This window comes from Oscillospiraceae bacterium (assembly GCA_035353335.1).
In the GTDB taxonomy this organism is placed as follows: Bacteria; Bacillota; Clostridia; order Oscillospirales; family JAKOTC01; genus DAOPZJ01.
Window position 1 is genome coordinate 1 of sequence record DAOPZJ010000040.1, and the last position, 5,353, is coordinate 5,353.

The window sequence follows — 5,353 nt, forward strand, 5'->3', positions numbered from 1 at the left end:
CGCTTTGCCACCGGGATTACCTCGGGGCGGTCACGGCGCTCGGGATCGCGCGGGAGCGCATCGGCGACATTCTGACCGACGAAAACGGCGCGGTCCTGTATTGCACCGAAGCCATTGCAAATCTGCTGAAAAATGAGCTGAAAACGGTCGGCAGATGCGGCGTCAGGGTTGATTTTACGGGGGAAAAGTGTTATAATTTCACCCATAATCGGGAAACGCGCGAATTGATCGTGGCGTCGGCCCGCCTCGACGCGATTTTGGCGGCTTTGCTGCATATTTCGCGGGAATCGGCAGTCGATTTGATCGCCGGGGGAAAGGTCAGAGTCAACGGCGCCGAACAGACCGACAAGAGCGCCGTTTTGCGCGAAGACACGGTTTTTTCGGTTTCAGGCAAGGGAAAATTCAGATTCATCGGTTCAACCGTCGGCGGCAGAAAGAACAAGCTGCATGCCGAGATCGAGATTTATCAATAATTGAAGGGGGCGCCGGCCATGTTGGATGCAAGACAGATCAGAGATGCGGAATTCATCAAAAACAGCGTCAAGAGAAAGGCAAAAGTTGAAGCTCAGCAGTTTATGGAGCGCACCGCCGGCACAATCGAACAGCTTCAAAGCGACAACACGTCGGTCCGCGCCGAGAACATCGAACTCACGGAGCGCTGCGCCCGTCTGTCCGAAATGAACGAGAAGCTGACGTCCGAAAACGACGAGCTGCTCAAAAAGCTTTCGGCTGACCGGGGATACGGTTCGGAAACCGGGACCTCCGGGTTCGACAACGCGGAGATCGCCGGGATGCGCAGCGAAATCGCGGAACTGAGCGAGGAAAACATCCGTCTGAAAGAACTGAACGGGAAACTCGCTTATGAAAACGACCGGCTGATTCAGGAGCGGGCGGACGCGGAACCCGATGAGGACGAGTATCATGAAAATCACGAAGACGCGATGGCGTCCGTCCGTGCCGAGAACGCGGCGTTGTCAGAAGAAATCGCCCGTTTGAAAGCGTTGTGCGCAAATCTTCAGGACGAAAAAGAACAATTGAACCAAAAACCGGCGGATTCGGAATCAGCGGAAGATCACACCGAAAATGATCAGGATGAAGCGATCGCGGTCATTCGCGCCGAGAACGCGGAACTGACCGAAACTAACGCCCGCCTCAAAGAGCTGGTTGAAAAACTCGCGGATGAAAAAGAGGAGTTGGCTCAGAAACTGACGGAAGCGAAACCCGAAGAGGAAAGCCAAACCGATGAAAATAACGAGGACGCGGCTGCAGCCGTATGGGCTGAAAATGCCGGGTTGTCCGAAGAGATCGACCGGCTGAGAGCGTTGTGCGCCAACCTCACGGATGAGAAAGAACAGTTGATTCAAAAACTGTCGGATGCACAAAATGCGTCCTTCAGACCGGCGGCGGAACCTGAGTCGGAACGAATTATCAAGGCCGCGCAGGACAAGGCCGCTTTGATTACGGAAAAAGCCGAACGCGATTACTTAATCAAAATGACCAGAGCCAACGCGGTCATCACCCAAAAAACCATTGCCGCCGAGTTGGAATTCCGGGACAGCTTACGCAGACTGAAGACCGCGGACGGCGAACTGCGCGATCTGAAAACGCGGCTTTCCAAACTCCTCGGGGAGATGCCCGACGGGCTCGGCGAAAACGCCTCGGATATCCTGGACCGACTGAAAAATCAAGAATGACGAAGGAATGAAAACAATCCATGCCGACTGATTATAATGCTACACTGAATCTGACCAAGACCGATTTTCCCATGCGCGCGGGGCTGCCGCTGCGCGAGCCGGAAATGCTGAAATCCTGGCAAGAATCCGGAATATATGAACAATTACTCGCAAAAAACGGGGGCAAGCCGCAGTTTATTCTGCACGACGGGCCTCCGTTCTCCAACGGACCGATCCACATCGGCACCGCGATGAACAAGCTGTTAAAAGATTTCATCATCAAATACAAAGCCATGCAGGGCTATTATACTCCCTACGTCCCGGGCTGGGACAACCACGGAATGCCCATCGAGAGCGCGATCATCAAGCAAAACAAGCTCGACCGCAAAAAGATGAGCGTCGCGGAGTTTCGCAGCGCCTGCCACAAGTTCGCCGCCGACTTTGTCGAGGTCCAGAAAGAGGGCTTTGAGCGCATCGGCGTCTGGGGCGATTGGAAACATCCCTATCTGACGATGGCGCCCGAATTCGAGGCCGAGGAAGTCAAAGTGTTCGGCGAGATGTACCAAAAGGGGTATATCTATAAGGGCTTAAAACCGGTCTACTGGTGCCCGAGCGATGAGACCGCGCTCGCCGAGGCCGAGATCGAATACGCCGACGACCCCTGCGAGACCATCTACGTCAAGTTCCCGCTCGTCGACGACAAAGGCAAGCTGAAAGCGCTCGGCGCAGCCGAAAAGACCTTCTTTATGATCTGGACGACCACCGCCTGGACGCTGCCCGCCAACGTCGCGGTCTGCGTCGGGCCGGAATTTGAATACGCGCTCGTCAAATGCGGCGATGAATGTTACGTCATCGCCAAAGAGTTGGTTGAGAGCGTGATGAAAGCCGCTAAGATCCCGGATTATGCGATTTCAGGCACCATCAAAGGCTCCGAGCTCGAATATATGCGCACTTCCCACCCGTTTTTGGATCGCGAAGCGCTGGTCATCGTCGGCGATTACGTCACGCTGGACACCGGCACGGGCATCGTGCACATCGCGCCCGGACACGGCATGGACGACTACATCGTCTGCCGCAAATATAAAGAACTTCCGATTCTCGTTCCGGTCGACGACCGCGGTTCTATGACCGCCGAGGCCGGAAAGAGCGCGGGGCTTTCGACCGAAAAGGCCAGCCCCGAGATCATCGGCGAACTGCGCGAAAACGGATTATTGTTCGCGAGCGAAAAGATCGTCCACCAATATCCGCACTGCTGGCGCTGCCACGAGCCGGTGCTGTTCCGCGCGACAAGCCAGTGGTTCTGCTCGGTCGACGCCTTTAAAGAGCAGGCTGTCGACGCGATCAAAGACGTGAAATTCTACCCCGACTGGGGTCATGACCGCATGGTCTCGATGATCCGCGAGCGCAGCGACTGGTGCATCTCGCGCCAGCGCAACTGGGGTCTGCCGATTCCGGTGTTTTACTGCAGGACCTGCGGCAAGCCGGTCTGCGACGCGGCGACTACCGACGCGGTCTCGAAACTGTTCGGAAAATACGGCTCCAACGCCTGGTTCGAAAAAGACGCGAAAGACATTTTGCCCGCCGGCTACAAATGCCCGCACTGCGGCGCAACGGAATTCGACAAGGAGAAAGACACGCTTGACGGTTGGTTTGACTCGGGCTCGACGCATTTCGCGTCGCTTGCCAAGAACAACCCCGAACAGTGGCCCGCCGACATCTATCTGGAGGGCGGCGACCAATACAGAGGCTGGTTTCAGTCGTCGCTGCTGACCGCGGTCGCGACCAGAGGGGCCGCGCCCTACCGCACCATCATCACCAACGGCTGGACCGTCGACGGCGAGGGCAGGGCGATGCACAAATCCCTCGGCAACGCCGTCGCGCCGCAGGAGGTCATCAAGGACTGGGGCGCGGACGTGCTCCGGCTGTGGGTCGCCGCCGCGGATTATCAAAACGACGTGCGCATCTCGCCCGACATCATCAAACAGCTCTCCGAGGCCTACCGCAAGATTCGAAACACCGCGCGGTTCGTGCTCGGCAACCTGAGCGATTTCGACCCCGATAAAGATTTCTGCGACGACTATGAGCCGCTCGACCGCTGGGCGCTTTCGCGTTTGTCCGACCTCGTCAAAAAGGTCACGGCGGCCTATGACAATTACCAGTTCCACATCGTCTACCGGTCGCTTTACGACTTCTGCGTGGTCGATATGAGCAACATCTATTTCGACGTTTTAAAAGACCGCCTGTACGTCGAAAAGGCCGACGGCAAAAAACGCCGCGCCGCCCAGACCGTGATCTGGCAGGTGCTCGACGCGATCACGCGCATTATGGCGCCGATCATCGCATTCACCTCGGACGAGATCTGGAAGGCAATGCCGCACCGCAAATCCGACGACAAGCTCTCGCCGGTGTTCAACGCGTTCCCGAAAACCGAAAATATCGACATCTCCGATGTGGACTGGGACGCGCTTTTCGCCCTTCGCGAAGAAGTCAAGAAAGCGCTCGAAGACGCGCGCAGCGAGAAACTGATCGGCGCACCGCTCGACGCGGCGGTGACCATCACGACGCCGGACGCGGACAAACTCGCGAAAGACGCCGATCTGATGCGCGAACTCTGTATCGTCTCGGGCCTGAAGCTCGAAAAAGGCGACAAGGTTTCGGTCAAAGTCGAGAAGGCGGGCGGCTGCAAGTGCGTGCGCTGCTGGACTTATTCCGACAGCGTCGGCAAAGACGGCGGACACCCCGAACTCTGCGCCCGCTGCGCATCCATCCTGAGGTCATAACTTGACTCCGTTTTCGGAGAAGATCCTCTCGGAAAATATGATCCGCTTTACTGCCCGCCAAAAGGGCCGGTTTCGGCTTGCCCTTAAGGCGGGTTTTGAGGAGATGGGCTATCGCCCGCGCCTCGAAGTCCACAAGTGCCTCGGCAAAAACCGCAATGTGATCGTCGGCGACCTCGGCAAGGCGAAAGTGATTTTCACGGCGCACTATGACACTCCGGCGAGAATGCTTCTGCCGAATTTCATCACGCCGCGCAGTATCGCTTTATCGATTCTTTACCAACTGTTAATCGGGATTCTTGTTTTATTATCAATGTTTATACATGCAATCGGTTGTTCGTTTATCGCTGTTGGGATTTCATTGCTTTTCACCGTGACGGAAACGACTCAAACCATATTCACGGAAATCGGCTTTTTTATCGGCATTCTGTTTTCCTTGTATGATATTTTGGGTGTTCCGAACCGAAACAACTATAACGACAACTCAAGCGGCGTCGTGACGCTGTTCGAAATCGCGGCGAAACTGCCGGAAGAGTTACGCAGGGATGCCGCGTTCGTCTTTTTCGACCGCGAGGAATGGGGGTCGCTCGGGTCGCTCGCGTTTAAAAAACGGTACGCGAAACTGCTCGCGGACAAGCCGGTCGTCAATTTCGACTGTGTGGGCGACGGGGAAACACTCGCGTTTTTATTCAAAAAGGCCGTACCCGAAGAAATTCGGGAGAAGCTCAAAGCGGCGGACGGCGGAGAGCGGAAAGTCGTTTATTTCCCCTCGAAGACAACCTTCTTCCCGTCCGACCACATGAATTTCAGGTGCGGCATCGGCGCGGCGGCGTTTCGCCAAAACCGCGTTCTCGGCTATTATCTCGGGCGCATCCATACGAGGCGCGACCGCATTTTAAACGA

The 5,353-nt window shown here is 56.2% G+C and carries 4 protein-coding genes; all 4 read left to right on the top strand.

Annotated features, from left to right (window positions below):
* On the top strand, positions 1 to 473 hold a 473-nt coding region (locus tag PKH29_08870), incomplete at its 5' end, for a YlmH/Sll1252 family protein (protein ID HNX14951.1).
* A gap of 18 nt (positions 474 to 491) precedes the next feature.
* Positions 492 to 1,694 carry a hypothetical protein gene (locus tag PKH29_08875; GenBank protein HNX14952.1) on the top strand — a complete coding sequence of 401 codons (1,203 nt, stop codon included), beginning with the start codon at positions 492 to 494 and terminating at the stop codon, positions 1,692 to 1,694.
* A 20-nt stretch (positions 1,695 to 1,714) separates the two neighbouring features.
* On the top strand, positions 1,715 to 4,453 hold the full coding sequence (gene ileS, locus PKH29_08880; protein ID HNX14953.1) for an isoleucine--tRNA ligase: 2,739 nt from the start codon (positions 1,715 to 1,717) through the stop codon (positions 4,451 to 4,453).
* Positions 4,454 to 4,490: 37 nt separating this feature from the next.
* A partial coding sequence (locus PKH29_08885; protein ID HNX14954.1) for a M28 family peptidase occupies positions 4,491 to 5,353 on the top strand: 863 nt, incomplete at its 3' end.

What these genes read in the sequence shown, in the direction of transcription:
- PKH29_08875 (HNX14952.1), top strand. Translation starts at nt 492, where the DNA reads ATGTTGGATGCAAGACAGATCAGAGATGCGGAATTCATCAAAAACAGC.
- ileS (HNX14953.1), top strand. Translation starts at nt 1,715, where the DNA reads ATGCCGACTGATTATAATGCTACACTGAATCTGACCAAGACCGATTTT.